Source organism: Burkholderia sp. YIM B11467 (genome assembly GCF_052952715.1).
The window spans coordinates 1-26,249 of the sequence record NZ_JBQVSQ010000011.1 but is presented as its reverse complement, the minus strand read 5'-3'; the positions used below and the strand labels follow the sequence as shown (position 1 = coordinate 26,249).

Below are 26,249 nucleotides of genomic sequence, written 5' to 3'. Positions count from 1 at the left end.
CGATGCAAAAACACGCTTTGACTGCAACCGCGGCCGCACTGGCTGCCGCGCTGTTTGCCGCGGGCTGCACAATGGCACCGCATTACACGCGGCCCGACGCGCCGGTTTCGCAGGCATTCCCGTCCAGTGGCGTCTATGCGACGCAGCCGGGTGCCGCGGCCGGCGCGCGCAGCGCGAACGGCCAGGCGGCGACCGCCATCGGCTGGCGTGAGTTCTTCGTCGATCCGCGCCTGCAGCGGCTGATCGAAATCGCGCTGAAGAACAACCGCGACCTGCGCGTGTCGGTGCTGAACATCGAGGCGGCGCGTGCGCAGTACCAGATCACGCGCGCGGGCTTGTTCCCGACGCTCGATGCGACGGGTACCGGTAGTCGTCAGCGCTTGCCGAATGCGCTGACGTCGGTGCCGGGTCAGAACATCACGACGACCTACAACGTCGGCTTGTCCGCGTCGTGGGAGCTCGACCTGTTCGGCCGCGTGCAGAGCCTGAAGGACCAGGCGCTCGCGCAGTATCTGTCGACCGCGTATGCGCGGCAGGCGTCGGAAATCTCGCTGGTGTCGCAGGTGGCTGATCAATACCTGACGGTGCTGTCGACCGACGATCTGCTGAAGGTCACGGAGAACACGCTGAAGTCCGCGCAGGCGTCGTACGACCTGACGAAGCTGCAGTTCGACAACGGCACGGGCTCCGAGCTCGACCTGCGTCAGGCTCAGACGGTCGTCGAGACGGCGCTCGCGAACCAGCAGGCTCAGGCACGCGCCCGCGCGCAGGCCGTGAACGCGCTGGTGCTGCTGATCGGCGAGCCGTTGCCGGACGATCTGCCGCCGGGCATGCCGCTCGACTCGCAGAACCTGCTGACGGACGTGCCGGCAGGCCTTCCGTCGGACCTGCTGACGCGTCGTCCTGACGTGATGCAGGCCGAGCAGACGCTGCTGGCCGCGAACGCGAACATCGGCGCGGCACGTGCGGCGTTCTTCCCTCGCATCTCGCTGACGGCGGCGTTCGGCACCGCGAGCCCGACGCTGGGTGGCCTGTTCAAGGCCGGCACGGCGGCGTGGTCGTTCGCGCCGAACGTTGCGCTGCCGATCTTCGAGGGCGGGCAGAACGTCGCGAACCTCGATCTCGCGCACGTGCAGAAGCGCATCGAGATCGCGAACTACGAGAAGGCGATTCAATTGGCGTTCCGCGAAGTGTCGGACGGGCTGGCCGCACGCGGCACGTACGACCAGCAGATCGCGGCTCTGGAGCGCAACGAGTATGCGCAGCAGCGTCGTTTCGACCTGTCGGACCTGCGTTACAAGAACGGCGTCGACAGCTACCTGTCGGTGCTGACCGCGCAGACGGACCTGTACTCGGCGCAGCAGTCGCTGATCAGCGCGCGTCTGGCACGCTGGACGAACCTGGTCGACCTGTACCGTGCATTGGGCGGCGGGTGGATCCAGCGGGCCGGCGAAACGCCGCGTGCGCCGGACACACCTGTCGACTATGACAAGGCGGCCGCGAACGGGTAAGTGCGACGAAGGGCGGGAGCGGACGACTGCTTCCGTTTGCCGAACCGGTTACACGCGCAGAAACGAAAACGCCACGGACATCAATCCGTGGCGTTTCCATTTGCATGACCGCCCGTCGCAGGCGCGGCGGCAGCGGCGTTACGTTACCCCTGCTTCGCCCAAAGCGTGCGGCCGAAGAACGTGAGCGTGCGATCCCATGCGATTTGCGACCACACCGGATCGAACTGCGTGCCGGCGATGCGGCCGGTGCCGACGGCCTCTTCGTTCGCGAACGCATGATGCGCGAGATAACGATGGAACTCGAACCCGACCTTCGCATCGGTCAGCTTCTTCTCGAGCGCATCGACCTGATCGATCGCAAAGAACGCGTCCTGCGTGGCCCAGTGGCCCATCAGCGGCACCTTGAGCTTTGCCGGATCGATGTAGTCGAGCGGCGGGAGGCCGTACCACGTGACGCCCGCATCGGCATCGGCGTACTGCAGCGACAGCAGCGTGAGTGCGCCGCCCATGCAGTAGCCCGTCACAGCGACGCGCGGAGCAAGCGTCTTCAGATAGGCCACTGCGCCGGGAATGTCCTGCGATGCGGCGTCGCCGAAATCGAGCCCGGTCATCAGGTGGTGCGCTTCTTCCTCCTCGACCGTCGACTTGCCGCGGTACAGGTCGGGCACGAGCGCGAAGTAGCCGCAGCGCGCGAGGCGATCCGCGACGCCGCGGATCTGGTCGTTCAGCCCCCACCATTCCTGGATGACGACGACTGCGGGCGCGCCTTCGGTCTGTGCCGGCGTGGCGAGATAACCCTGCAGTTCCTGGCCGTCCGGGCGGCGAAACGTGATCATGGAACCGGATGTTTGAGACATGAAACCGCTCCTTGTCGAAAAATGCGATGAGTGCGGCATCGGGCCGGCCAGCGGGCGCGGCGACGATCGGGCATGCCGGGCGTCGTGGTTCCGCTCGCATTTGTTTCGGCCGACGCCGACCACGCGGCCATTCTATGCGCAAACACCGGCTGCCTGCGTGAACGACGCTGCGCGGTGCGATCCACGGGCTCGTTCACGTCGGTCGAAGATGGCGATCCCGTTGCGGAGCGGATGACCGAAAAGCGAACACCCCGCCCTGAACTGGGGCGGGGTGTTCCGCTTGCCGCGCGCGGACCGGAATCCGCGCACGTCGGTCCGGCTTACTGGCCGAAATAGACGGAGTCGCGGCCTTCCTGCTTGACCGAGATCGCGCGGCCGGCACGCACGCCGGCGGCAGCTTGCGCGCCGTAGCCGGTTTCATCGGCGTTCGTCACACGGGCCTGTGCGGTCTGCAGCGCGCGCGGGTAATACTGGTCGGAGACCTCGGGCTTGTAGCCGGCCTGTTCGAGCTGGACGAGTTCGGCGCGCACCTGGGCACGCGTCAGCTGGCCCGACGGGTTCGATTGTGCGAAGGCGCCGTACGAGGCGGACAGGGCGGTTGCGGCGACGACTGCGTAGATGAACGACTTCATGATGACCTCCGGTTTCGTTGATTTCGCGCTTCGCTTGTTGCGTTCAGCGGTTGATTGCATCGTAGCGATCACGTTACCGGTCGGAAATACGCGTTCCAGTGATTCATTATTGCAACTGGGTAAACGATCCGCGTGGATGGGTGGTTTTGTCTGATGATTGACGGGTGCGTCGGGCCTGACTCTTTCGAACTCGATATTGTCGGCCGGCACGTGTCGAAGGGACGACCTGTTGAATCGTATTCCGAAGTATTTTTGAAAGCTCGCCAGCATTGCCCATGCCGGGTCACTCGGCCAGAACCGCCTGCCGCTTCCGGTATTCGGCCGGCGTGATCCCGACGTGCCGTGCGAACGACCGCCTGAGCGTATCGACATTCGCGAAGCCGCATTTCGCGGCGACCTGTTTCGGCGTGTCGTGGCCGTTCTCGAGCAAGTGGCGGGCCGCCGCGATGCGGGTCGCCTCGACCCATGCGGCCGGCGTCATGCCGACTTCCGTGCGGAACAGCCGCGCGAAGTGGCGCGGGCTCATGCCCGCATGCTTTGCCATCTCGGCCACCGAATGCTCGAGTTCCGGATTCGCCGCGATCCAGCGCTGAACCTCCTGCAGCACCGAGCGTCCGGCGGGGCGTGCCTCGCCCTTGCGGCTGAACTGGAGTTGCCCACCCGGGCGCTTGAAGAACATGACCAGTTGCGCGGCGACGCGCCGCGCGATCTCGCGGCCGAGATCCTCCTCGACCAGCGCGAGCGCGAGATCGAGCCCGGCCGTGACGCCGGCGCCGGTGCGCAGCTTGCCGTCGCGCACGTACAGTGCGTCCGCATCGACGGTGAGCGACGGATAGGCTTCGGCAAGCGCGTCGGCGGCGGCCCAGTGCGTGGTCAGGTGGCGCCCTTTCAGCAGGCCGGTGGCCGCGAGGATGAATGCGCCGGTGCAGATCGAGCCATAGCGTTTGCTTTGCACGGCCGCCGATCGCAGCCACGCGAGGACGTCGGTGCGCAACGTGATCTGGCCGGCGCTTGGTGCGCCGGCGACCAGCAGCGTATCGATGCGCTCCGGGATGGCGGGCACGATCCAGTCGGGCAGCAACTGTGCACCGGATGAACTGCGGATCGGACCGGATTCGCCCGCGATGATCCGCAACGTATAGAACGGCTTCCCGCATTCGGCGTTCGCTTGCGCGAAGACGTCGAGCGGGGCGGAGACATCGAGCAGCTGAACGCCCGGTACGGCGAAAATTCCCACGACCTTCGGCATGATCGGTTGCGTGTTGTGTCGAACGTGATGCGTAGCAGTATAGGGGTGCCCCTTTGGCCCCGCAGGCACCGTGTCCGTTCGTCGCGCGAAATGGCAGGATTTGACGTGGTACGTCTATTGATGACAGCTATCGGGCTCCGGAGAATCGGGGGTGTCTTCAATGGAGGTCGATCATGACTGTGAACGTTGCCGGCATCACCCTTCCCGATAGCCAACTGGCTCGCGAGATCACCGAGCTTGTGCGCGATACCGAATCCGAATTGCTGTTTCACCACTCCAGCCGCGTCTTCTATTTCGCGGCGCTGGCGGGCCAGCGCCGCGGGCTCGAATACGATCCCGAGCTGCTCTACTGCGGCTGCATGTTCCATGACATGGGGCTCACGCACAAACACAGCAGCGCGTGCGAGCGCTTCGAAGTGGACGGTGCCAACGCCGCCCGCGATTTCCTGAAAAGCAAGGGCATTTCGCAGCAGGATATCGATGTCGTGTGGACCTCGATCGCGCTGCATACCACGCCGGGCATTCCGCAGCACATGCATCCGGTGATCGCGCTCGTCACGGCGGGCGTCGAGATGGACGTGCTGGGCCTGACGTATCCGGAATACAGCGACGCCGAGCGCGAAGCGGTCGTGAGCGCGCATCCGCGCACGCCGCATTTCAAGGAGGACATCATCCAGACGTTCTACGACGGGATCAGGCACAAGCCGGATACGACGTTCGGCAACGTGAAGGCCGACGTCATCGCGGACAAGGAACCGCATTTCCACGCCGGCAATTTCTGCAGTGTGATCCGCTCGTCTGCGTGGGCCGGCTGATCGCCATCGGTATGGCACACGATTCCCGGCATTGAGCGGGAATCGTTTGCACAACGCGCATCACGATTCCCGAAATATTCAGGAGAACGATCATGTCGGACCAATCGAACGATCGAAAGCTGACCCACGCGAACGGTGCGCCCGTCAGCGACAACGTCAACATCCAGACGGCCGGCCCGCGCGGTCCTGCGCTGCTGCAGGACGTCTGGCTGATCGAGAAGCTTGCGCACTTCGATCGCGAAGTGATCCCGGAGCGGCGCATGCATGCGAAGGGCGCTGGCGCGCACGGCACGTTCACCGTGACGCACGACGTCACGCGATATACGAAGGCGAAGCTCTTCTCGGCGATCGGAAAGCAGACGCCGATGTTCGCGCGCTTCTCGACGGTCGCCGGCGAGCGGGGCGCGGCGGATGCGGAGCGCGACATTCGCGGCTTCGCGCTGAAGTTCTATACCGAGGAAGGGAACTGGGACCTGGTCGGCAACAACACACCGGTGTTCTTCTTCCGTGATCCGCTGCGCTTTCCCGATCTGAACCACGCGATCAAGCGCGACCCGCGCACGGGGCTTCGCAGCGCCGAAAGCAATTGGGATTTCTGGTCGCTGCTGCCCGAGGCGTTGCATCAGGTGACCATCGTGATGAGCGAACGCGGCATTCCGCGCTCCTTCCGTCACATGCACGGTTTCGGTAGTCATACGTACAGCCTGCTCAATGCGGTGAACGAGCTGACCTGGGTGAAATTTCACTTCCGCACGCAGCAGGGAATCGAGAACCTGACCGACTCGCAGGCCGAGGCGCTGATCGCGAAGGATCGCGAGACGCATCAGCGCGATCTCTTCGACAGTATCGAGCGCGGCGATTTTCCGCGCTGGACGCTGTTGATCCAGGTGATGACGGACGCGCAGGCGAAGGCGTTCCGCTTCAACCCGTTCGACCTGACCAAGGTGTGGCCGAAGGCCGAGTTTCCGTTGATCGAAGTCGGCTACTTCGAGCTCGACCGCAATCCGGACAACTTCTTCGCCGAGACCGAGCAGGCGGCGTTCACGCCCGCGAACGTCGTGCCGGGGATCGGTTACTCGCCGGACAAGATGCTGCAGGCGCGCCTGTTTTCCTACGGCGACGCGCAGCGCTACCGTCTCGGCGTCAATTTCAATCACATTCCGGTGAACGCGCCGAAGTGTCCGTTCCACAGCTATCACCGCGACGGCGCGATGCGTACCGACGGCAATCTCGGCGGCACGCCGTCGTACTGGCCCAACAGCAAGGGTGTGTGGACGGATCAGCCGCAGTTGAACGAACCGCCGCTCGAACTCGACGGTGCCGCCGCGCATTGGGATCATCGCGTCGACAACGATCACTATCAACAGCCGGGCGACCTGTTCCGGAAGATGAACGCCGGCCAGCGGCAGACGCTGTTCGACAACACCGCGCGGCAGATTGCCGGGGTGTCGAAAGATATTCAGCAGCGGCACATCGACAACTGTACGAAGGCCGATCCGGCTTACGGCGCGGGCATCGTGGCGGCACTGGCGCGGCTGGCGGCAGAGGCGAAGTAAGTGGGGCGGCCCGGGCGATGCGGCACGGGCCGCATCGCCGGCGACAAGGTACCCGCGCATGGGAGCGCGGGGCGTTGCGGCGCCGGATTTTCAATCGACACGAGTGTTCCCATGACTTCCACGCTTCACGACACGCCTGACAGTCCCTGTGTCGGCGTGTGCTCGACGCTGTTCGACGATGTCTGCAAGGGGTGTGGCCGAACGGCCGATGAAGTCTCGAACTGGGTGTTCATGAACGACAACGAGAAATGCGCGATATGGGAGCGTATCCGGCGCGAGGGTACGGCGATGCGGTTCCGTCGTGACGGTCAAGCGCGATTTTAATCAGTAAAAAAGTTGTTACGTGACAACCGCAGGATGTTCGTCAGACTTTATATACTGAATAAATATACTCAGTCACCTTGGCGAATCTTCGATTCGCGGCCCCCGTAACCCGCTACCAGACAGGCGGGTTACGTCCGCAATCCCTTGTCGACGCCTTGGCGGACGGACTACCGACGCTCGTCCAACCCCGCTCCCGCAAATTTCCGGCAAAACGCCTATAATGATTGGGCAAATTGCCGGAGAGAGGTCATGAGCACCATCGCTTTTCATCCTTCAGGCGTCGCGCATCCGCGTCAGGCCGAATTCACGATTCTCGAGCAGCTGTTGGCGATCCGCGTCCGATCGGGGGCCGATCTTGCCGAGCTGGCGAGCGCGCGCGTCGACGTGTCGGTGATCGACCGGCTGTCGGAGCGCGGCCTGAAATCGGACGAGCTGGCCTTCATCATCCCGCGCCGCACGCTGAGCCATCGTCGCCAGGCGCACGAACGCCTGTCGCCGGAGGAATCCGACAAGGCGATCCGCCTCGCACGCATCGTCGCGCAGGCGACGGCCACGTTCGGCGACCAGGACAAGGCGATGGCGTGGCTGCGCAACGGGCTCCAGCGCTTCGGCGGCCGCACGTCGCTCGACATGGCGAGCACCGAGCATGGCGCGCGGCTCGTCGAAGAAGCCCTCACGCAGATCGACGAGGGGTACTTCGCTTGACGACGCTGTGGCGGATCAGCAATTACGCCGACCTGAAGGGCATCGGCGGGTTGCGTGCCGGCGGGCGCTGGCATTTCGCCGGGCAGCCCGTCGTGTATCTCGCCGAACATCCGGCGCTCGCGCTGCTCGAGACGCTCGTTCATTTCGAAATCACCACCGTCACGCAATTGCCGAGCGGATATCAGCTGCTTCGCATCGAGGTGCCCGAATCGGTGGACGTCGCCGAGATTGCGGAAGGCGATGCGCCGGATGACTGGCGAACCAACGTCGACTGGACCCGCAGCGCCGGCACCGAGTGGCTGCATACGCAGCCGAGCGCGCTGCTGCGCGTGCCGAGTGTCGTCGTGCCGCACGCGCACAACTTCCTGCTGAACCCGCTGCATCCGGCGGCGTCCGAGGCCCGCGTCGCGGAAGTCATGCAATCGCCGTACGACACGCGGATTCTGCGGTTGATCCAGTCGAAGCCGGGCGAATAGGAAACCACGAGGAAACGGGCCCGTGCCGGGCGCCGGCTCAACGCTCGTGCGCGGCGCGATCCGCGGCCGCGTCCTGCGGCAGCGTCTGCCGGATACGCGTGACCGTTCGCGTGCTGACGAGACCGAGCATCGCGCTGACATCGGCATGCGTGTGGCCGGCGAGCAGCTGGCGGCGCGCATACGTGTTGCGCAGCACGCGCGGGCTCATGTCCGTCGCGTGGAAGCCGATTGCGGTCAGCGCGTCGCGCACCACGAGCAGCAAGAACATGTCGTTCATCGCGCCACCGCCGCGCGGCGCGGGAAACAGCAGCGCCGATGCGGGTGCGTCTGCCGAGCGCGCGCGCCATGTGGCGAGCGGCGCCAGCGCGAACGCCGCGAGTTCGATCCGGCGCGCCGGTCGCGCGCGATCGCGCGGCACGGACAACGCCGGCGCACGCGCGTCGAGGTCGGGCGCGTCGTGCGTCGTCGCGCGAATCTCGGCCGACGTGATGCCGCTCGCGAGCAGCAGCGCGACGATCGCGCGATTCCGGCAGTCGGCCGGCGTGTCGTCCGGTTGCGGTTGGACATGAAGTTGCAGCGCCGCGTCGGCATCGGGCGGCAGGTAGCACGGCTCGGGCTCGCCGTCCGGCCAGGCGAGTTCGCGCGTCGTCCGGCCGGCCGGATGAATCGTCCGCACGCCGGTGTCGACCAGATGCCGGCCCAGCCGGTCGATCAGCTTCGCGTAGCGCACGCGGGTCGAGGTGCCGGGCGCGCAACTGCGTTCGAGTTCGGTCAGGAAGGCTGCGACATGGTCGGGCCCGAACGTGGCCAGCGACACGCGGTGTGCGATCAGATGGCGCAGGAACCGTTCGAACATCGCGACGTGCTGCACGACCGAACGCGGCGCGAACGGCCGGCGGCCCGCGCCGGTGGCGGCGGTTTCCTGCCACGTGCGAAAGGCGCCGACGGGGTCGTGAATCCAGCGATTCGTGTCCATCCACGATTTATAGCCGGAACGCAGTGGCGCCGGCAATTGTTCCGGGATTCAGCCGGCCGGCGCGTCAGCGCGCGCCGTCGCCATTACGCGTCGTGCGAAGGCGCCGGCGTCGCGGCTGCTTCCGTGCGTGCCTGTCCGCTCAACCTCGCGAACGCGGTGAACGCCAGTTGCGTCGCGATGGCCGCGAGCGTGCCGGCGGCCATGCCGTTGCCGAGCACGATCTGCACGGGCGCGCCGAACTGGCGATACAGGTTCGGCACGAGGATCGGCGCCAGGCCGACGACGAGCGCGGCCGCGAGCGTGTACTGGTTGGCGCGCGTGTGCAGGTCGACGCCGGCGAGCAGCCGGATGCCCATCACGCCGATCATCGCGAACACGACCAGCGCGGTCCCGCCGACCACCGCGGCCGGAATCGCATACGCGAGCCGTGCGAGCGGCGCGAACAGCGCGATGACGATCAGGATCGCGCCGGCGGCGGCGGTCACGTAGCGCGAGCGCACGCCGGTCGTCTGCACGACGCCGATATTCTCGGCGCTGGTCACGATCAGCGGCGTGCCGAACAGCGCGCCGGCCAGCGATGCCAGCGCATCGCCGCGTATCGTCTTCGGCACGTCGCGCGTCAGCGAGATCGTCTTGCCGCACGTTTCGCCGACGGCGACCGTCTGCGCGGTGGCCTCGGCCATCGAGATCGCGGTGAAGATCAGCAGCGGCAGCGCGGCCAGTACGTCGAAGCGCGGCATCCCGAACGGCAGCCACACCGGATGCGTGAACAGCGGGCCGCGCCACACGTCGGCGAGCGCGGGCATTGCGTCGAGCGCCCAGCCGAGCGTCGCGCCGGCCATCAACCCGATCAGCACCGCGAGGCGCCCGAGCGTGCCGCGGAACGCACCCGCGACGACGATGGTGGACACGATCGTCGCGAGCGCAAGACCGAGCGCGCGCGGCTGCGCGAAATCGGCCGCTCCGGGCTGGCCGACGACGATCGTCGCGTAAATCCGGATCAGGTTGACCGACACGAGCAACAGCATCGCGCCGACGACGATGCGCGGAAAGAGCCGCAGGCAGCGCGTGAAGACGGGCAGCAGCACCCAGTAGAACGCGCTTGCGAGCAGCGCCGCGCCGGCCGCGGTCGGCAGGCCTGATTGCGCGGCGATGCCCGCGAACAGCATCGTCGGTGCGCCGCCGGGCACCATCACGAACGGCATGCGCGCGCCGATCGGGCCGGCGCCGAGCGATTGCAGCAGCGTGCCGATGCCGCAGGCGAAGAACGTCGCGCCGATCAGCTGGACCGTCAGGTCGGCCGGCAACGCGAGGACTTTCGCGATCAGGAACACGGCCGTGATCGGGGACGCGGCCATCGACAGCACGTGCTGCAACCCGAACAGCACGAGCTGCCACGCGGGCAGCCGTGCATCGACGGGCGGAGAGATCGGTTCGTGCGACACGGTAGGCCCCTCGGAAGCGAACGGCGACGATGGCCGGAAACCGGCGGTGAACGGACCGTCAGGTCCGCAGCCAGGGCAACTGTGCGGCGCTGTAGCGGAACGTCTGGAACACGCTGTTCAACTGGCCGGGGCCGGTCTTGCGCGCGGCTTCGTCGGGGTATTCGGCGAACCACGGGATCACGTATTCCCACACGACTTCGCCGGCGGGCGTCACTTCGAACAGCCGGCCCGTCGACGATTCGGTGATGTGCGTGTTGCCGTTCGGCAAGCGCTGCGCGTTGCCCATGAACGGTGTGTAGAACAGGTTCACGACGTCGTCCGCATACGACCACACGACGCGCTGCGTCGACGGGTCGATCTCCACGACGCGCGAGAACACGACGTGTGCGCCGTGGCGGAAATTGCCGTTGTCGAAGGCGAGGATGTTGCCGTTCGCGAGCGGCACCGGCGCATGCTGGTGCGACACGACGTCGGACCCGATCCGCAGGTCCACGCGGCCGGTTTCCCGGTTCACGCCGATGATGCCCGACGTCGTGCGCAGGCTCATCAGCACGCGGCCGTTCGCATCGACGCCGAGACCGTTGACGAGCGGCCAGTGATAACGACCGAAGCCGGCCGCGATCGGGAAATCCTCGGGCCGCAGATGGTCGCGCGCATGCCATTCCCAGACGATCTGCCCGGCCCGGTTCACTTCGCGGATCACGTCCGCGTACATGACCTCGTCATTGCCGTGCGGCGTGCCGCCCGGCACGCGCCGCGCGAACGCCGCGTCGACCGGTTCGCACGCGGCGTAGAGCAGGTTGCCGTTCGGCAGCCACTGCGCGTCGTGGTGATGCGCGGGATCCTCGTAGCGCCACACGGTTTCGCCTTGCGGCGTGACCTCGTAGAAATCGCCGCCATGCCACATCGACCACGGCGCATAGCGCGATTCGGAGCGCGGATGATTGCCGTTGTAGCCGAGGTTGCCGTTCGCGAGGATGACCGCATGGCGGCCGGGGCGCACGGGCATCTTCCACTGATGAGCGACTTCACCGTCGATGCCAACGAGATAGACGTTGCCATCGGCCGTCTGCGGCGCGATGAGCGTATAGCCGCCCGCGGACAGCGCGGGATCGTGGGCGATGAGGCCGACGCCACGGCGGCGCTGGGTGATCTGGTCGACGGTCGTCACTGCGGTCTCCATTCGAATCGGACACGGGGATGCAGCGAAATCTAGACGATCCTGGCGGTCAGTAAAATCGGATTATTCTTGACGGCCTGTTCGGAAAAATCTAACGGTACCCTCATGCGTTCGATATCGCAGACATTCCGCTGTTTCGACGAAGTCGCGAGACGCGGCTCGATTCGCAAGGCGGCCGACGCGCTGCACCTGACCGCCGCCGCGGTGCACCAGCAAATCCGCAATCTCGAGGAGCAGGTCGGCGTGCCGCTGTTCGACCGGCTGCCGCGCGGTATGCAACTGACGCTCGCCGGCGAGATCGTCATCGCGGCCGTACGGCGCGGCCAGCGCGACTTCGACAACGCACTGACGCAGGTTGAAGACCTGCGCGCATTGAGGCGCGGGCACGTGAACCTGGCCGTGCCCGCATCGACGGCCGAACAGCTCGTGCCCGACGCGATCCTCGCCGCGATGCAGCGTTATCCGGGCGTCACGTACAGCGTGCGCTCGGGAAACGGCGAGAGCATCGTGCGCTGGGTCGAGACGGGCGAAGCCGACATCGGTTATGCGCTGCGCCGGCGCACGGCGGCGGGCGTCGTCGAGGTGCGCGCGTTCGCGCAGCCGCTGGGTGTCGTCACGGCGCCCGGCCATCCGCTGGCGTCGACCGGCGGCAAGGTGCGGCTGCGCGATTGCTTCGCGCATCCGCTGATCCTGATGACGCCCGACACGGAACTGCGCGCGATGTTCGACCAGATCGATGCACGACAGCCGCGCACCGTGCGGCCGCTGGTCGAGACTGGATCGGTGCCGATGGTGCGGCGCCTCGCGGCCGAAGGTGCGGGTGTCGGCTTCCTGATCGCGGAGAACGTCGCCGACGACGTGGCCGCCGGCCGGCTCGCCTGGACGCCACTCGCGGATGCGGGAGCGCGTTCGTTCAGCTGCATCTACCAGCGGGCGGACATGAGCGCGACTGTTGCAATGACGATGTTTCTCGAGTTCTTCTCCGCGGCGATCGACGCGATGGAGCGCGGTTTCGCGCGTGACGGCGGGGCGGCCGGCAAGCGGCGCCGGGCGCCAAGGTAACGGAAACGGCACGGGCCGTGCGCCTGCATGGCGATGCAGTGCAACAAGCGAACCGCATGCCGGTTCGGCGAAGTTGCACACACAACGGCCGGTCGCATCGCGTCATTTCCTTATTGCGGAAAAAATTTTGTTCATGGGACTATCGAACGCGTTGCCCGCGCACCGAGGGGGTCGCAGGCAGCGAGACGCCCATCGCAACGAACGACAAGAACATCGACACAATGAAAAAACCGGCGATTTTCCCGTATGCATCCGCGTTGCTCGCGGCCGCCATGATGACGGCCTGCGGCGGCAACGACATCGAAACCGATGCGGGCTCCACGACGACACCCACGGCCGACACGAGCTGTCTCGCGATCGACAACAGCGGCTCGACGGTCGTCGTGGGCTCGAACCAGCCGGGCGATCCGTCGCTGCCGGAAGCGTCGTCGGGTTATCGCACCGGGATGAAGCCCGTCTATGCGAAAACGTACCTGGTGGCCACGTCGAACGCGTACGCGAGCGCGGCCGGTTGCGCGGTGCTGAAGAAAGGCGGCACGGCCGCCGACGCGGCGGTCGCCGTGCAGGCCGTGCTCGGCCTGACGGTGCCCGAGGCGACGGGCCTCGGGTCGGGCGGTGTGCTGCTCTACTACGATGCGCGCGGCAAGACGCTGCAGGCGTACGACGGCCGCGAAACCGCGCCGGCCGCCGCGACGGAGAACTACCTGCGCTACGTCGACGACGCGACCGACCAGTCGGCACCGCAACCGAACGCGCGCGCAAGCGGCCGCTCGATCGGCACGATCGGCGTGCCGCGGCTCATCGAGGCGCTGCAGCAGGACCACGGCCGGTTGCCGTGGCAGAGCCTGTTCGGCGACGCGATCACGCTCGCGACCAACGGCTTTCCGATCGGCGGCCGGCTTGCCGACGCGATCGCGGCGAACGCGCCGAACCTGAAGCGGGACGCCGAAGCCGCCGCGTATTTCCTGAACGCCGACGGTTCGCCGAAGACGCTCGGCACCGTGCTGAAGAATCCCGCTTACGCCCATACGCTGACGCTGATGGCGCAGTCGGGCGCGAACGCGCTGTACACGGGGCAGATTGCGCAGGACATCGTCGCGAAGATCGCGACGACGAAGGGCGCGGACGGCTCGACGCTCACGCCGGGCAAGACGACCGTCGCGGATCTGGCTGCGTATCAGGCGAAGCGTCGCGAACCGGTGTGCACGACCTATCGCAGCTACTGGGTGTGCGGGATGCCGCCGCCGTCGTCGGGCGGTATCGCGGTTGCATCGGCGCTCGGCATTCTCGAGAACTTCGACCTGAAGTCGCTGAAGCCGACGGCGATCGATCTCGAAGGCGGCAAGCCGACCGTCGCGGGCGTGCACCTCGTCACCGAGGCCGAACGGCTCGCGTATGCCGACCGCGACAAGTACGTGGCCGATACGGACTTCGTGCCGCTGCCGGGCGGCACGTGGGACACGATGCTGAACAAGCCGTACCTGAAATCGCGCGCGGCGCTGATCGACACGAGCAAGAGCATGGGCACCGCGCAGCCCGGCAATCTCGGCGCGGTGCCGCTCGGCGTCGACACGACGCTGATCGAGCACGGCACGAACCAGTTCACGATCGTCGACGGCGACGGCAACGTGTTGAGCGCGACGACGACGGTCGAATCGAGCATGGGCTCGTTCCACATGACCAACGGCTTCCTGCTGAACAACCAGCTGACCGACTTTTCCGCGAACCCGGTCGACAGCGCCGGCAATCCGGTGGCCAACCGCCTGCAGCCGGGCAAGCGGCCGCGCAGCTCGATGGCGCCGACGATCGTGTTCGGGCAGGCCGCGGACGGTTCGCGCGGTAACTTCGTGATGGCGACCGGTTCGCCGGGCGGCGGCACCATTCCGCAATACGTGGTCAAGACGCTCGTCGGCGCGCTCGACTGGGGGCTCGACGCGCAGCAGTCCGCGGGGCTCGTCGATTTCGGCGCGAGCAACAGCCCGACGACCACGATCGGCGGCGAGCATCCGAACGTCAATACGGCGAACAACGGGGCGAACGATCCGCTGATCACGGGGCTGCTCGCACTCGGGCACAAGGTGTCGACGTCCGCGCAGGCGAGCGGCGTCAACACGGTGATGCGCGTGACGGTCGGCCAGTCGCCCGCGTTGCAGGGCGGCACCGATCCGCGTCGCGAAGGCGTCGTGCTCGGCGATACGTTCCGGCCGTAATCCGACGGAACACGTGCGGCCCCGATCTGCCTGTTTCCGCCGACAGGCGGTCGGGGCCGCGCGTCGTGAAGGAGTCGCAATGACGAACGCGCATCTGCTTGAAATGGACGCAATCCTGTCGACGCCGGGCTTTTTCGATTTCCTCGGCGACGTCGATTGCGACCGCGCGCTGGACAGTCGCGATGCCGACCCGTTCGATGCGCAGTGGATGGCGGCATTCGATGCGATCGACGGCGATCCGGGTGCCGCGATCGATACGCCCGCCGTGAATGCGTTGCGCGAAAAGGCGTACAAGCTCGCCTTCAGCGCATCGGGCAACGCCGATGTGGCTGCGTGCGTGTCCGACGACATTGAACTGATCGCGAGGAGCCGGTTGTCGGGCCGCACCGACGGCTGGCCGATACACATCCTTTGGGATGCTTATAAAAACGGCCGGTTTCCCTGCTAGCCGTTTCACCTGCCTGCTTGCACGATGCGTGATGGTCGGGTAGTTCGCCATCGCGACGCGGTTCGCGCCGCACGTCATCGAGTTCACGCCCGCCCGCCTGCAAATACGTCCGCCGTTTCGTCGCAAGTCCCCGATTGTCAAACTATGTGAGTCAATCGTCAGCATTTGCAACGGAAGTAACAGTCCCCGCAATTCAATCGTTTTGCACGCCGGCGCCGCTACATTAGCTCCACCTGCCGCACGTCGCGGCGAGGCATGCGACAAGCCGCCCGGAGGCGGCTCGCAGCAACAACGTCTTTGGGGAGAATGACCATGAACAAGATTCGTACGATTCTGCTGGGTGCCGCACTGACCGCGATGGCGACTTCGGCTGCGTTTGCACAGACGGCCCAGACCGGCGCCGAGGGTTCCGCTGGCGTTGGCGCACAGGTTCAGACGCCGCTGCTCGGCGGCGGCGTGGGCGTGCAGGCTGGCGCCGGCGCGAACGCGGCAGGCTCGGGTTCGGGCGCGGGCCACCTCGTCGGCGGCGCGCTGAACGGCGTCGGCAAGACGGTCGGCGGCGTCGGCTCGGCAGCCGGCAATGCGGTCGGCGGCGCGACGCATGCGGTGGGCTCGGCAGCGGGTACGGCGAAGGATGCCGCGGCATCGACCGTGCACGCGACGAAGTCGCATGTGAAGCACGTCGCCGGCACGGCGAAGAGCCACGCGCAAGGCGCGGTGTCGACGGCAGGCGATGTCGCGGGCGGCGCGAAGGCGAAGGCCGGCGAAGCACTCGAAGGCGCGGCGAATTCGGCGCAGGGCGGCGCATCGATCGGCCTGAAGGGTTCGGCGTCGGCACAAGGCGGCGCGCTGTAAGCGACACGCATCCCGTCACGGCCCGGCCCGCTTCGTTGCGGGCCGGGCCGTTTTTTTATGGGCGCGCGTGGCCCCTGCCCATTGCTCGCCCGCCATGCTTAAATAGCGGGGCTCCCGGTTGCCGGGCCGCCGCGACGGCGGTGCCGGCCGATCCGGGCAAGCATGTCCGATCGACATCGTGACGACAGACGAAACCAAAACGCCGTTCCGGCCCGCCCGGCGCGGTCCGATAACCTTCCGAGGCATCACGTCATGACCATCCTGTTCCGTCTTCTCGCGCTCGCCTGCGCGCTCTGGCTGGCTGCCTGCGCGGCACCGCCGTCGCCATCCGCCAGTACCGGCGCGTCCGCCGCCGCGCCGCAGGCGCCGGACGCCAGCGAACGCCGCGGGCTCGGTACCGCGTGGGGCGAGTCGGTGCGATCCGAAACCCGCAATGTCGAATTCGAACGCGCGGATCCGGCGAAGCCGACGGATCTCGCATCGGTCTACTACAACGATGCGTTGCCCGGACATCCTCCCGCCGCCCAGGTTCGCCGGTTGCCGACTCGCGTCGCACTCGCGAACGGCGACATCGCGCTGTCGTTTACCGACGAAAAGGGCGCGCTGCTGCGTCTTGCACGCAGCAACGGCCGCTGGCACATGGCAGGCGTCGAGGGTTCGCGCTACATGATCGTGCTGCGCAACCAGGGGCGCCGCACGTTCGAAGTCGTGTCGACGGTCGACGGGCTCGACGTGCTGTCGGGGCGGCCGGGCAGCTATACGAACGGCGGTTACGTGCTGTACCCGGGCCGCACGCTGACGATCGAGGGCTTCCGCAAGAGCCGCGACGAAGTCGCTGCATTCCGCTTCGCGGCGGTGCCCGACAGTTATGTCGCGAACTCGAAGTACGGCGATGCCGCGAACGTCGGCGTGATCGGTGTCGCGCTGTTCGCGCAGAAGGAGAACGACGAGGAAGCATTGCGCCGCAACGCGAATCCGTTCCCCGGCAACGACAACGGCTTTGCGCCGCCGCCCGTACCGCGCGGCGAGTGACGGCACGTGGCGAAGCGCACTGCATTCGTCGCAACGCACGACGCACGCGGTGCGCTCTTGAAACGGGACTGCCCGGCCTGCATGCCGGCGCATACGACGACCTCCAGGACACTCCTGCGCGATCCATGCGGACACGAAATAACCCGACGATATCGGTTGCGTTGAAAGCAGCGGCGCTCGCGCTGCTGGCCGCGAATGCCGCCGTTGCATGCGCCGAAACACCGGCGCCCGAATCGGTGCAGCTCGCCAACGGTCATGCGATCGAATGGGCGCGCCCGAGGTTGCTCGAGGTCGACGCGGCCCGCCACCGGACCTCCGTGCTGAGCGTGCCGGCCGCGCTTCGGCGCGCCCTTGCCGATGCATCGAGCGTCGCGTTCCCGTCGGATCGTTCGAAGCGGCTCGACGGCAACGACTATGTGCTGGTCGTCGTCAACCGCGCGTCAAGCAGCCGTCCGACCGGGTATTGCGGCGCGGGCGAAGAAGGGGCGCTGTACGTGCTGGAACTGCGCGGTGCCCGCGCGGTGCCGCGCTTCTCGTTGCCCGTGCAAAGCTGTCTCGACTCCGTTTCGCTCGAAACCGATGGCGGCACGCAATCGCCGTATCGGGCGATCGCGTGGCGCGACGCACCGGCCGGCATCGACATCCGGTGGGAATATCTCGCGCACGGCGGCGCAACGCATCGCGTCTATCGTTTCGTGAACGGCACGTTTGCCGAAGTCGAGGTTCCGGAGTAACGCAGTCGTGCTGCGGCACAATGGACGTTCGAATTCGCATCGCGTGCTTCCCCACCATCCGGATCGACGGAGAACCGCATGTCGTTACCCGCTTTCAGGTACCATCCCGACCCGCTCGCAACGGGCAGCGTGATCCGCTCGGACGCGCGCTGCGTGTGCTGCGGCGATGCGCGCGGCTACGTCTACGCCGGCCCCGTGTACGCGGTCGACGAGTACGAGCAGTGCATCTGCCCGTGGTGCATTGCCGACGGCTCGGCGCAAACGCGGCTCGATGCAAGTTTTACCGATACGGACGGCATCGGCGGCGGCGAATGGGACGAGGTGCCCGAAGCGGTCGTCGACGAGATTGCCTGCCGCACGCCGGGTTTTCAGGGCTGGCAGCAGGAACGGTGGTGGACGCATTGCGGCGATGGCGCGCAATTCATCGGCCGCGCGGGCGCTGACGAACTGATGGCGCTCGGCCCGCAGGCCGTCGCGTCGATCCGGGCGTCGACCGGGCTCGACGACGGTGCCGAGTGGCGGCGTTTTTTCGCCGCGCTCGACAAGGACGGCTCGCCGACCGCGTATGTGTTTCGCTGCATCCATTGCGGCGAACTCGGCGGCTACCAGGATTGCGATTGACGGCCGGTCCGCATCATCGTCATGAAACAGAGGAATCTTCGTGAAGTTCATCCACGCGGCAGACATTCACCTTGACAGCCCGTTGCACGGCCTGAGCGCGTATCCCGACGCGCCGGCCGCGCAGTTGCGCAACGCGTCGCGCGAGGCGCTGCGGCAACTCGTGGATCGTGCGATCGAAGAGGAAGTCGCGTTCCTCGTGATCGCCGGCGACCTGTACGACGGCGACTGGAAGGATCACAACACAGGCATCTTCTTCGGCCAGCAGATGGGGCGCCTGCGCAAGGCCGGCATTCGCGCATTCGTTCTCGGCGGCAACCACGACGCCGAAAGCGAGATGACGAAGAAGCTGACGTTGCCCGACAACGTCACCGTGTTCGGCCACCGCAAGCCGGAAACCGTCAAGCTGCCGGAATTCGACGTCGCGCTGCACGGGCAGAGCTTCAAGGACAAGGCCGTCGTCGACAATCTCGCGATCGCTTATCCGGACCCGGTGCCCGGCTGTTACAACATCGGCGTGCTGCACACCGCGCTCGAAGGTTATGCGGCGCACGCGAACTATGCGCCGTGCACGCTGGCCGAACTGCATGCCAAGGGTTACGACTACTGGGCGCTTGGCCACGTGCACGAATTCCAGCAATGGTCGGGGCCGTCCACCGTCGTGTTTCCCGGCAACCTGCAGGGCCGCCATATCCGCGAGACGGGCCGCCGCGGCGCGGTGCTCGTGACGGTCGAGCAAGGCCGCACGCAGGTCGAGCGCCTGTATCTCGACGTGCTGCGCTGGGAGGCCGTGTCGGTCGACGCGTCCGACTGCTTGACGGTCGCCGACCTGTCGAGAAAGATCGGCCAGTCGCTGGAGACGCTGCTGACCGTCGACGGCCACGTGCCGCGCGCGGTGCGCGTGACGGTCACGGGGCGCACGCCCGCGCACGGCCTCTTTTTCGGCCGCGCGCCGCAGTTGCGTGCGGAGGTGCTGAACCAGATCGGCATCATCGGCAACGAACGGCTGTGGCTCGAGAAGGTCCGGCTCGCGACGTCCGCTGCCGATCATCAGCAGGGCGAGAGCGAGCAGCTCGAAGCGCTGGAGGACCTGAAGCAGATCCTGGCCGACGCCGCGAGTGATCCGGATTTCCTCGCGCTGCTCGAACGCGACCTGAAGCCGTTCGTCGGCAAGGTGCGCAGCGACGTGAAGGAGGAAGTGCCGTTGCTGACGATGGCGCGCGCGGGCGAGCTCACCGCGCTGGTCGAGCAGGTCGGTCCCGCGTTGCTCGCGCGGCTGGCACGGGGGGAGTAAGCGATGCGCATCAATCAACTCGATCTGATCAAGTACGGCAAGTTCACCGACGAGACGCTGCGTTTCCCGTCGGCCGGCGAGGATTTTCATGTGATCGTGGGGCCGAACGAGGCCGGCAAGTCGACGATCCGCACGGCCGTGTCGGAGCTGCTGTTCGGGATGAAACTGCAGACGCCGCTCGACTTCCTGCACAGCACCCCCGAGCTGCGAATCGGCGGCGTGCTGGAGAACGGTACGGGCGAATACGCGTTCCACCGTGCGCGCGGGCGCAGTCCGCTGCGCACACCTGCCGACGACAAGCTGCCCGACGACTATCTGGCCGCCCTCCTCGACGGCGCGACGCGCGAATTCTTCGAGCAGATGTTCGGGCTCGATCACGGGCGGCTGGTCGACGGCGGCCGCAGCATTCTCGACGCATCCGACAAGCTCGGCCAGGTGTTGTTCGAATCGGCCGCCGGGGTCGGCAGTCTCGGGCCGGTGCGGGAGGATCTCGATGCGCGTTCGGTCGAGCTGTGGGCGCCGCGTCGTAGCGGCAGCGCGTTTGCGCTGGCCGAAACCTTGTTCACCGAAGCCGTGACCGAACTGAAGACGGTCCAGGTGCGCACGCGCGACTGGGTCGATCGCAAGGACGCGCGCGAAGCGGTCGAACAGCAGATCGAGCAGGCGCGCGCGGAGCAGCGCCGGCTTGAAGCGTTGCGTTCGAAGCTGGAGCGCGTGCGGCGGCTCGCGCCGTACCTGAAGGAGCTGACGGTCAAGGATGCGGCGCTGGCCGAACTGGGCGTGGTCGTCGAATTGCCGCCGACCGCGTATGCGGATTTGCTGAAGGCGCAGGGCGATCTCGCGGCGGAGCAGAAGGTGCTCGAGGAACGGCGTGCCGACCTGCTCGCCAAACGGCAGGCGCGCGATGCGATCGATGCCGATGCCGACACGCTCGCGCTCGAAGCCGATATCGAAGCGCTCGATCGGCTGCGCGGCGCCTGCATGAATCACGCGCAGGATTTGCTGTTGCTCGGCGCGGATGTCGAGCGGCACCTGTCCGCCGCGTTTTCGGCGGCCGCCCAGCTCGACTGGCCGACCGACGAAGCGTCGTTGCGTGCGTCGCTGCCGACGGCGCTGTCGCTGAAGACCGTCGCGAACCTGTTGCGCGAACACGGCGCGCTGCACCAGGCGCTCGCCGGCGCGCGCGAATCGCTCGACGAGCGCACGCGCGAGCTTGCGCAGGTGCGCGAGCAACAGGCGCGCGTGTCGACCGTCGACGTGCCGGAAGCGTTGCGCGCGGCGCTCGCCGACGCACAAGGTTTTCGCAACAGCGGCCAGCGCGAGCAGGCGCTCGAAAGTGAAATCGCTGCCGCCGAACGGACGCTGTCCGGCGCGCTCGATGCGCTCGGCCAGTGGCGCATGCCGGTCGACACGCTGCGCGCGCTCGACGTGCCGTCGGTGGCGCGGCTCGGCGTGCTGCTCAAGGAAGAAAGCGAGCATGCAAGCGCGGCTGCCGCCGCGCGCGAAGCGCGAGATGGCGCGCTCGAAGAGCTCGAGCGACTCGAACTGCAGGAGAAGCATTTCGCGGAGAACCACAAGGTCGTCACGACCGCGGACGTGCTCGCAGCGCGCGCGCGACGCGACGGCGCATGGGGCGACATCCGCAGCGGCGCTGTCGACCTTGCAACCGGCGCACCGGCGGTCGACGACGCGATTCGCCTCGCCGACGAACTCGTCGATGCGCAACTCGGCGCCACGCAGGCGGCGGCGACGCTGCAATCGCTGCGTCAGCAGGTTGAAGCCGCGCGGGCTGGCGTGACGCGCAGGCAGGCTGCGTCGGACGAGCGCGAGCGCGCGTTGGCCGCGCATCGCGACGCATGGACAGCGCTCGCCACGCAGGCCGCGGTGCCCGGCATGCCGCTGGCGGCGATGGGCGACTGGCTTGCGAAGCGCGACACGGTGTTTGCCGCGCAGGTCGATCTCGACCGTCAGCGCCGCGAGTTCGACACGATTCGTGCTGCACGGGCCGGTGCCGAAGCCGCGCTGCGTGCGGCACTGCATACCGTGTCGCGCGGCGGCGAGTCGGACGGACTCGCCGCGCTCGTCGCGATCGCCGAGACCTTCGTGCAGTCGGCCGAGAAAGCGATCGCGCAAAAGGACAGCCTCGAGGATCGCGCGCGGGAAGCCGAACGCGGATCCGCGACCGCGCAGTCGCGAGTCGACCACGCGCAGACGGCCTACGATGCGTGGCGCGCGCAATGGCGCGACGCGCTGGCCGACGCGAAACTGTCCGCGAGCGCGGTGACGTTGGCCGCGGCGGAAGGCGCGCTCGGGCTCGCGAACGCGGTGACCGCCGAACTGGCCGATGCGGACGCACCACGCAACCGGATCGCCGCGATCCGCGCGGAGCTGGCCGCGCTCGAGGCCGGCGCGCGGCGGCTTGCCGAAGCGCTTGCGCCGGAATGGCTGGCGAGCGGCGACTGGCCGGACGTTGCGCGCCGGCTGACGATGCGCCTCGCGGCCGCCAGGGAAATCGCGCGCGCGATCGGGCGTGCCGACGAGGCCGTGCGGCAGGCCGACGGCAAGGTCGCGGATGCGGCCGCCGCAGTGGCCGGTGCCGATGCGCGCATCCAGCCGCTGCTTCAACTGGCCGGCGTCACGTCGATCGACGCGGCGCTGCCGCTGGCCGAGCGCTCGGATCGCCAGCGCCAGCTGCGGCAAGCGGTCGATGCCGCGCACGAGGCGCTGGTGCGCGATGGCGACGGTCTGTCCCGGTCCGCCGTCGAGGCGGAGGTCGCGGAACAGGACATTGTCGACGTGCCGGCGCACCTCGAAGCGGTGAAGCAGTCGCTGGGCGATGTCGGCAAGCGGCTGAACGAGCTCGCGCAGCAGCAGGTCGTGGCCGACCAGGCGTTCGGTGCGATCGACGGCCAGGCGAATGCGGCCGTCGCCGAGTCGAAGCGGCAGGAAGCGCTGGCGGCGATGGGCGATGCGGCCGAGCAGTATCTGGAGGCGGCCACGGCGAGCCGGTTGCTGAAGTGGGCGACGGATCGCTATCGCGACCAGAAGCAGGGGCCGATGCTCAGGCGGGCGGGCGAGATCTTCGCCGGGCTCACGCTCGGCGAATTCGCGAAGCTGACCGTCGATACCGAACGGACGCCGCCCGCGCTGTATGCGCGGCGCACGAAGGGAACGTCGGTCGAGGTCGCCGGGTTGAGCGAAGGGACGCGCGACCAGCTGTTCCTCGCGCTGCGGATCGCGGCGCTGGAGCTGCAGCTCGGCAGCAGGACCGCGCTGCCGTTCGTTGCCGACGATCTGTTCATCAACTTCGACGATGCGCGCGCGAAGGCCGGGCTCGACGCGCTGCGCGATCTGTCGACGCGAACCCAGGTGCTGTTCCTGACGCACCACGATCACCTGCTGCCGCTCGTGAAGGACGTGTTCGGCGCGCGGGTCAACGTGGTCGAGCTGCAGCGCGCGCCGGCCGGCGCGTGATGCGGGGCGCGCACGGATGCCGGCGCACGGGAAGGGTCATCGCGTACAGGTAGTATGTGCGGTTCCGAAATGCCCGCGGCCGGTTCTGCCGGTCGCGGGACTGGCCACACGAGGGGGGAATATGAAAAAGCTGGTAGCCGCCATCGCGTTCGCGGCGGACAAGCATCGCAATCAACGGCGCAAGGACGAAGAGGCGTCGCCGTACATCAATCATCCGATCGCGCTCGCCGACGTGCTGGCCAACGAGGCCGGCGTCGAGGACGAACGCGTGATCGTCGCTGCCGTGCTGCACGACACGGTCGAGGATACCGAGACGACCGAGCAGGAGCTGCTGCGGCTGTTCGGCAAGGACGTCGCGGACATCGTGATGGAAGTCACCGACGACAAGTCGTTGCCGAAGGACGAGCGCAAGCGCCTGCAGGTCGAGCATGCGGCGACCATCAGCCGGCGCGCGAAGCTCGTGAAGCTGGCCGACAAGATCTGCAACCTGCGCGACATTGCGCGGCACCCGCCCGCGGACTGGCCGCTCGAGCGCAAGCAGGCGTACTTCGACTGGGCGAAGTCGGTCGTCGACCCGATGCGCGGCGTGCATCCCGGTCTCGAGGCGATCTTCGACACCGCATACGGCGCACGGCCGGTGGACTGAGGCACCCGCATGCGATCGGCCCGATCCGTCGGATCCGCCACGCGGCATTCGCCCGTCGTGGCGGGCGTGGATGTGGGTGGCGACAGGAAGCAATGCGATCTCGTGATCCTGCGCGGCTCGACGGTCGTCTGCCGCGAAGCGCGGATCGCGCCCGAGGCGGTGCCGGCGCTGTGTCTTGCACATGACGTCGTGGCCGTCGGCGTCGATGCGCCGAGTCTGTGGTGGGCGGGAAGCGGGCGCCGGGCGGCCGAACAGGCGCTCGCGCGCGAACGGATCTCGTGCTTTCCGACGCCGTCGCGGGAGCAGGCGGTCGCGAGCACGTCCGGCTTCTTCGACTGGATGTTCATGGGAGAGCGCGTCTACCAGGCGCTGGCGGTGGCCTATCCGCTGCTGACCGCCGCGCGATATGCGGGCGGGCGTACGAGCTTCGAAACCTATCCTTACGCGATTACCTGCGCGATGCTGGGCAAGGCGGTTGCGTCGGCGAAGCAGAAGCGCAATCAGCGCCGGCAATTGCTGGAGCGACTGGGCATCGACGTGTCGACGCTGCGTTCCGTCGATGCGCGAGACGCGACGCTTTGCGCGCTGACGGCGCAGTACGTCATCGACGGGAACGCGCATGCGTATGGCGATGCGGAGGGTGGATATATCCGCGTGCCGATCGTGAGCGAGACGATCATCCTCGACTCACCGTAGTTGCGATGCACGGCCCCGGAGCGGACGGAGATCGCAGGCTAGTCGTCGTGACAAGGTGAGCTTTTGCGGGAGGTGTACGGCCGGCCTGGCGACGCAGGTGCCAGGCCGCGATTGTCGGCCGGCACGCATCGGGATTGCTGGCGCACCTGGCACGAAACCGGCGTGCCGCGCGCTTCCGGGTGGTGCTGCTCAATCCTCGAGGATCGATTTCGGCACGCTGGCCAGATCGCAGGCTTGTGCCTGCTCGAAGTAGCCTTCTGCATCGTCGATCATCACGACCGCGACGTCGATCAACTCGTCGAGCCGCTGCAGCAGCGATTCACGCCACTCGATGTCTTCGTCGCGCTCGGGCGTCTTGTCCATCTGCTCGATGATCGAATCGGCCGTCTGCAGGAAAGGAATGGCCTGCTGATAGTTTTCGATCGAGACCATCGCCGCGTTGCGCGCGCCGACGAGCCGTTCGCGGTGCTCATCCGCCAGTGCGGATTCGCCGCTGATCCGCGGCAATACATCCGAGATGCGCTGCAGAAGCGGCGGGGCCTGTTCTTCCAGCATGATGGCGCGCTCGCGCAGGGCCGAATATTCGTCGCGAAGATCGGCGTCGCCGGGTTGAGTGGTGCTGTCCATCGTCGATGTGAGTACGTAGTTCAGTCGCGGCATGATACTCGACCCCACGAGATCCCTTGTCTGTTCCGCAGATTGGGGTTGCGAGGGCCGTGGCGGTGCGAATGCGCGCCGTCGAAGCCGGGAGGCTCGACATCACGTTCGGTGGTCTGACGATTGGCGGGGATGCGAGCCCGGAACGCGGTTGCGCATGCAATGCCGCCGGCCTCTATATATAGGACGAAAGAGCGGCTTGCGTCGCTTCCATGGAGGGCGGCTCGCGCTGCGATGCGCGGCCCGTCGAGCCCCAAGCCCCCGTGCGCGTCAGCGCACGGGGGCTTTTCAAGATATTTTCACAAAGGGGCTTGCGCGAAGGGCGAGGGGTGCATAGAATCACGCCTCTTTCGCGCTAACGGAAACGCAGCGCGGAAGAGGGAAGCGGTGCTGTTGGGGTGTGGTGGTAACGAGCCCGGGCAGCACTCGAAGTTGAACCCCGCAGTCGCAACGAAGCAGTTAAAAAGTTGTTGACGAACTGCGAAACACGGTTCATAATCTCGCTTCTCTGCTGCTGAAAACGCAGCGCTGCTGAGAAACACGAAGTTCCTCGCAGATTGCTCTTTAAAAATTAACAGCCGATAAGTGTGGGCGCTTGATGGAAGCGAGCTGATCCTCGGATCAGATAGCGAAAGTATCAAGAGTCTCACACTAAAGTAAGTCAGGTTCATGAAGCAATTCATGTTCCTGTCAGCTTTGAGTGAGCGACCGGTTCTTAACCGAACCGAAAACAGTAACAGGTTTAAACTGAAGAGTTTGATCCTGGCTCAGATTGAACGCTGGCGGCATGCCTTACA

24 protein-coding genes are annotated in these 26,249 nt (G+C 66.8%); 17 read left to right on the top strand and 7 right to left on the bottom strand.

Annotation, left to right across the window (positions count from 1 at the left end; genetic code table 11):
- Positions 1 to 2: 2 nt before the first annotated feature.
- Positions 3 to 1,511 (top strand): efflux transporter outer membrane subunit, encoded by a 1,509-nt coding sequence (locus ACTRWB_RS30135; RefSeq protein WP_446903975.1) that lies wholly within the window; start codon positions 3 to 5, stop codon positions 1,509 to 1,511.
- 143 nt (positions 1,512 to 1,654) lie between these two features.
- On the opposite strand, the gene ACTRWB_RS30130 is transcribed toward ACTRWB_RS30135, so the two are convergent.
- From ACTRWB_RS30130 to ACTRWB_RS30120, 3 genes are all read right to left on the bottom strand, one after another.
- Complete coding sequence (locus ACTRWB_RS30130) at positions 1,655 to 2,368, bottom strand: dienelactone hydrolase family protein (RefSeq protein WP_193103072.1); 714 nt, start codon at positions 2,366 to 2,368, stop codon at positions 1,655 to 1,657.
- A 320-nt stretch (positions 2,369 to 2,688) separates the two neighbouring features.
- Positions 2,689 to 3,000, bottom strand: a complete 312-nt coding sequence (locus ACTRWB_RS30125) for a DUF4148 domain-containing protein (protein ID WP_129517553.1) — start codon at positions 2,998 to 3,000, stop codon at positions 2,689 to 2,691.
- 283 nt (positions 3,001 to 3,283) lie between these two features.
- Positions 3,284 to 4,249, bottom strand: a complete 966-nt coding sequence (locus ACTRWB_RS30120) for a GlxA family transcriptional regulator (protein ID WP_446903974.1) — start codon at positions 4,247 to 4,249, stop codon at positions 3,284 to 3,286.
- A 173-nt stretch (positions 4,250 to 4,422) separates the two neighbouring features.
- Between ACTRWB_RS30120 and ACTRWB_RS30115 the strand changes: the two genes are divergently transcribed.
- The 5 genes from ACTRWB_RS30115 (at position 4,423) to ACTRWB_RS30095 (ending at position 8,125) form a co-directional block, all read left to right on the top strand.
- Positions 4,423 to 5,064 (top strand): HD domain-containing protein, encoded by a 642-nt coding sequence (locus tag ACTRWB_RS30115; RefSeq protein WP_446903973.1) that lies wholly within the window; start codon positions 4,423 to 4,425, stop codon positions 5,062 to 5,064.
- Positions 5,065 to 5,156: 92 nt separating this feature from the next.
- Positions 5,157 to 6,620: a catalase gene (locus ACTRWB_RS30110; protein ID WP_446903972.1), complete on the top strand. Its 1,464-nt coding sequence runs from the start codon at positions 5,157 to 5,159 to the stop codon at positions 6,618 to 6,620.
- A 111-nt stretch (positions 6,621 to 6,731) separates the two neighbouring features.
- Positions 6,732 to 6,944 carry a DUF1289 domain-containing protein gene (locus ACTRWB_RS30105; RefSeq protein ID WP_446903971.1) on the top strand — a complete coding sequence of 71 codons (213 nt, stop codon included), beginning with the start codon at positions 6,732 to 6,734 and terminating at the stop codon, positions 6,942 to 6,944.
- A 249-nt stretch (positions 6,945 to 7,193) separates the two neighbouring features.
- A complete protein-coding gene (gene parS / locus ACTRWB_RS30100; RefSeq protein WP_006480981.1) occupies positions 7,194 to 7,649 on the top strand; it encodes a type II RES/Xre toxin-antitoxin system antitoxin in 456 nt (151 codons plus the stop codon).
- On the top strand, positions 7,646 to 8,125 hold the full coding sequence (locus ACTRWB_RS30095; RefSeq protein ID WP_193103065.1) for an RES family NAD+ phosphorylase: 480 nt from the start codon (positions 7,646 to 7,648) through the stop codon (positions 8,123 to 8,125). Before parS ends, ACTRWB_RS30095 begins: the two co-directional genes overlap by 4 nt.
- A gap of 37 nt (positions 8,126 to 8,162) precedes the next feature.
- Here ACTRWB_RS30095 and ACTRWB_RS30090 read toward each other — a convergent pair whose 3' ends face one another.
- The 3 genes from ACTRWB_RS30090 to ACTRWB_RS30080 all read right to left on the bottom strand — a co-directional run bounded on the left by ACTRWB_RS30090 (position 8,163) and on the right by ACTRWB_RS30080 (position 11,729).
- Entirely contained in the window at positions 8,163 to 9,101 is a 939-nt protein-coding gene (locus tag ACTRWB_RS30090; RefSeq protein ID WP_446903970.1) for a tyrosine-type recombinase/integrase, read from the bottom strand.
- 83 nt (positions 9,102 to 9,184) lie between these two features.
- A complete protein-coding gene (locus ACTRWB_RS30085) occupies positions 9,185 to 10,546 on the bottom strand; it encodes a uracil-xanthine permease family protein (protein ID WP_446903969.1) in 1,362 nt (453 codons plus the stop codon).
- A 58-nt stretch (positions 10,547 to 10,604) separates the two neighbouring features.
- Positions 10,605 to 11,729: an aryl-sulfate sulfotransferase gene (locus tag ACTRWB_RS30080; protein WP_446903968.1), complete on the bottom strand. Its 1,125-nt coding sequence runs from the start codon at positions 11,727 to 11,729 to the stop codon at positions 10,605 to 10,607.
- A 102-nt stretch (positions 11,730 to 11,831) separates the two neighbouring features.
- Here ACTRWB_RS30080 and ACTRWB_RS30075 point away from each other — a divergent pair, with 102 nt between their 5' ends.
- From ACTRWB_RS30075 to ACTRWB_RS30025, 11 genes are all read left to right on the top strand, one after another.
- Positions 11,832 to 12,788: a LysR family transcriptional regulator gene (locus ACTRWB_RS30075; RefSeq protein ID WP_193103061.1), complete on the top strand. Its 957-nt coding sequence runs from the start codon at positions 11,832 to 11,834 to the stop codon at positions 12,786 to 12,788.
- Between the two features lie 221 nt (positions 12,789 to 13,009).
- Positions 13,010 to 14,998 (top strand): gamma-glutamyltransferase family protein, encoded by a 1,989-nt coding sequence (locus ACTRWB_RS30070; protein WP_343492624.1) that lies wholly within the window; start codon positions 13,010 to 13,012, stop codon positions 14,996 to 14,998.
- A 79-nt stretch (positions 14,999 to 15,077) separates the two neighbouring features.
- Positions 15,078 to 15,446 carry a hypothetical protein gene (locus ACTRWB_RS30065; RefSeq protein ID WP_446903967.1) on the top strand — a complete coding sequence of 123 codons (369 nt, stop codon included), beginning with the start codon at positions 15,078 to 15,080 and terminating at the stop codon, positions 15,444 to 15,446.
- 312 nt (positions 15,447 to 15,758) lie between these two features.
- Complete coding sequence (locus ACTRWB_RS30060) at positions 15,759 to 16,301, top strand: hypothetical protein (RefSeq protein ID WP_129517542.1); 543 nt, start codon at positions 15,759 to 15,761, stop codon at positions 16,299 to 16,301.
- 252 nt (positions 16,302 to 16,553) lie between these two features.
- Complete coding sequence (locus ACTRWB_RS30055; RefSeq protein ID WP_446903966.1) at positions 16,554 to 17,333, top strand: hypothetical protein; 780 nt, start codon at positions 16,554 to 16,556, stop codon at positions 17,331 to 17,333.
- 161 nt (positions 17,334 to 17,494) lie between these two features.
- On the top strand, positions 17,495 to 18,067 hold the full coding sequence (locus ACTRWB_RS30050) for a hypothetical protein (RefSeq protein WP_446903965.1): 573 nt from the start codon (positions 17,495 to 17,497) through the stop codon (positions 18,065 to 18,067).
- A 78-nt stretch (positions 18,068 to 18,145) separates the two neighbouring features.
- Positions 18,146 to 18,688: a CbrC family protein gene (locus tag ACTRWB_RS30045; protein WP_446903964.1), complete on the top strand. Its 543-nt coding sequence runs from the start codon at positions 18,146 to 18,148 to the stop codon at positions 18,686 to 18,688.
- A 40-nt stretch (positions 18,689 to 18,728) separates the two neighbouring features.
- Positions 18,729 to 19,979, top strand: a complete 1,251-nt coding sequence (locus ACTRWB_RS30040; RefSeq protein ID WP_446903963.1) for a metallophosphoesterase family protein — start codon at positions 18,729 to 18,731, stop codon at positions 19,977 to 19,979.
- A gap of 3 nt (positions 19,980 to 19,982) precedes the next feature.
- Positions 19,983 to 23,453, top strand: coding sequence for an AAA family ATPase (locus ACTRWB_RS30035; RefSeq protein ID WP_446903962.1), 3,471 nt, complete (start codon positions 19,983 to 19,985; stop codon positions 23,451 to 23,453).
- Positions 23,454 to 23,574: 121 nt separating this feature from the next.
- Positions 23,575 to 24,099 (top strand): HD domain-containing protein, encoded by a 525-nt coding sequence (locus ACTRWB_RS30030; RefSeq protein WP_446903961.1) that lies wholly within the window; start codon positions 23,575 to 23,577, stop codon positions 24,097 to 24,099.
- A 9-nt stretch (positions 24,100 to 24,108) separates the two neighbouring features.
- Positions 24,109 to 24,795, top strand: coding sequence for a DUF429 domain-containing protein (locus ACTRWB_RS30025; RefSeq protein WP_446903960.1), 687 nt, complete (start codon positions 24,109 to 24,111; stop codon positions 24,793 to 24,795).
- A gap of 189 nt (positions 24,796 to 24,984) precedes the next feature.
- Here ACTRWB_RS30025 and ACTRWB_RS30020 read toward each other — a convergent pair whose 3' ends face one another.
- Positions 24,985 to 25,455 carry an ATPase gene (locus tag ACTRWB_RS30020; RefSeq protein WP_446903959.1) on the bottom strand — a complete coding sequence of 157 codons (471 nt, stop codon included), beginning with the start codon at positions 25,453 to 25,455 and terminating at the stop codon, positions 24,985 to 24,987.
- Between the last annotated feature and the right edge of the window lie 794 nt (positions 25,456 to 26,249).

Bases quoted from the DNA above. Each gene is read 5' to 3' on its own strand.
- ACTRWB_RS30135 (WP_446903975.1), top strand. From the start codon at position 3: ATGCAAAAACACGCTTTGACTGCAACCGCGGCCGCACTGGCTGCCGCG.
- ACTRWB_RS30130 (WP_193103072.1), bottom strand. From the start codon at position 2,368: ATGTCTCAAACATCCGGTTCCATGATCACGTTTCGCCGCCCGGACGGC.
- ACTRWB_RS30125 (WP_129517553.1), bottom strand. From the start codon at position 3,000: ATGAAGTCGTTCATCTACGCAGTCGTCGCCGCAACCGCCCTGTCCGCC.
- ACTRWB_RS30120 (WP_446903974.1), bottom strand. From the start codon at position 4,249: ATGCCGAAGGTCGTGGGAATTTTCGCCGTACCGGGCGTTCAGCTGCTC.
- ACTRWB_RS30115 (WP_446903973.1), top strand. From the start codon at position 4,423: ATGACTGTGAACGTTGCCGGCATCACCCTTCCCGATAGCCAACTGGCT.
- ACTRWB_RS30110 (WP_446903972.1), top strand. From the start codon at position 5,157: ATGTCGGACCAATCGAACGATCGAAAGCTGACCCACGCGAACGGTGCG.
- ACTRWB_RS30105 (WP_446903971.1), top strand. From the start codon at position 6,732: ATGACTTCCACGCTTCACGACACGCCTGACAGTCCCTGTGTCGGCGTG.
- parS (WP_006480981.1), top strand. From the start codon at position 7,194: ATGAGCACCATCGCTTTTCATCCTTCAGGCGTCGCGCATCCGCGTCAG.
- ACTRWB_RS30090 (WP_446903970.1), bottom strand. From the start codon at position 9,101: ATGGACACGAATCGCTGGATTCACGACCCCGTCGGCGCCTTTCGCACG.
- ACTRWB_RS30080 (WP_446903968.1), bottom strand. From the start codon at position 11,729: ATGGAGACCGCAGTGACGACCGTCGACCAGATCACCCAGCGCCGCCGT.
- ACTRWB_RS30075 (WP_193103061.1), top strand. From the start codon at position 11,832: ATGCGTTCGATATCGCAGACATTCCGCTGTTTCGACGAAGTCGCGAGA.
- ACTRWB_RS30070 (WP_343492624.1), top strand. From the start codon at position 13,010: ATGAAAAAACCGGCGATTTTCCCGTATGCATCCGCGTTGCTCGCGGCC.
- ACTRWB_RS30065 (WP_446903967.1), top strand. From the start codon at position 15,078: ATGACGAACGCGCATCTGCTTGAAATGGACGCAATCCTGTCGACGCCG.
- ACTRWB_RS30060 (WP_129517542.1), top strand. From the start codon at position 15,759: ATGAACAAGATTCGTACGATTCTGCTGGGTGCCGCACTGACCGCGATG.
- ACTRWB_RS30055 (WP_446903966.1), top strand. From the start codon at position 16,554: ATGACCATCCTGTTCCGTCTTCTCGCGCTCGCCTGCGCGCTCTGGCTG.
- ACTRWB_RS30045 (WP_446903964.1), top strand. From the start codon at position 18,146: ATGTCGTTACCCGCTTTCAGGTACCATCCCGACCCGCTCGCAACGGGC.
- ACTRWB_RS30035 (WP_446903962.1), top strand. From the start codon at position 19,983: ATGCGCATCAATCAACTCGATCTGATCAAGTACGGCAAGTTCACCGAC.
- ACTRWB_RS30030 (WP_446903961.1), top strand. From the start codon at position 23,575: ATGAAAAAGCTGGTAGCCGCCATCGCGTTCGCGGCGGACAAGCATCGC.
- ACTRWB_RS30025 (WP_446903960.1), top strand. From the start codon at position 24,109: ATGCGATCGGCCCGATCCGTCGGATCCGCCACGCGGCATTCGCCCGTC.
- ACTRWB_RS30020 (WP_446903959.1), bottom strand. From the start codon at position 25,455: ATGCCGCGACTGAACTACGTACTCACATCGACGATGGACAGCACCACT.